The sequence below is a fragment of the Vibrio sp. 10N.222.48.A3 genome, from assembly GCF_041475345.1.
In the GTDB taxonomy this organism is placed as follows: Bacteria; Pseudomonadota; Gammaproteobacteria; order Enterobacterales; family Vibrionaceae; genus Vibrio; species Vibrio tasmaniensis_A.
This window is the reverse complement of record NZ_JBFRVX010000159.1, coordinates 1-462: the sequence shown is the minus strand read 5'-3', so window position 1 is coordinate 462 and position 462 is coordinate 1. Positions and strand designations below refer to the sequence as shown.

The 462-nt window shown below is 45.0% G+C and carries 1 protein-coding gene; it reads left to right on the top strand.

Going from position 1 to position 462, the window contains the following annotated elements:
• Positions 1–462 (top strand): NAD(P)-binding protein (locus AB4653_RS05935; RefSeq protein ID WP_372103559.1); only part of this gene is annotated, 462 nt, incomplete at both ends.

Below are 462 nucleotides of genomic sequence, written 5' to 3'. Positions count from 1 at the left end.
ATAGGTTCAGGCATCTCTGGACTGACTTGCGCACACATATTAGATAAGCACCACGACGTGACCGTATTCGAAAAGAACGATTATGTTGGGGGCCACACCGCTACCGTTGATATTGAACATCAAGGCTCGGCGTTTTCGATAGATACAGGTTTCATAGTATTCAACGATCGAACCTACCCGAATTTCAATCAGCTACTCGCACAACTCGGTGTTGAAAGGCAACCGACCGAAATGAGCTTCAGCGTACACAACACCACAACTAAATTCGAATACAACGGCCATAGCATCAATTCGTTATTCGCGCAGAGGAGTAACATCTTCAAACCTCAGTTCTGGTCTTTAGTGTCTGACATCCTCAAGTTCAACAAACTGTGTAAGGCTCAATTCGAAAGTAACGAGTTCACACCGGATGTTACCTTGGGCAACTTCCTACGTGAAAACCAGTTTTCCGACTTTTTCAGC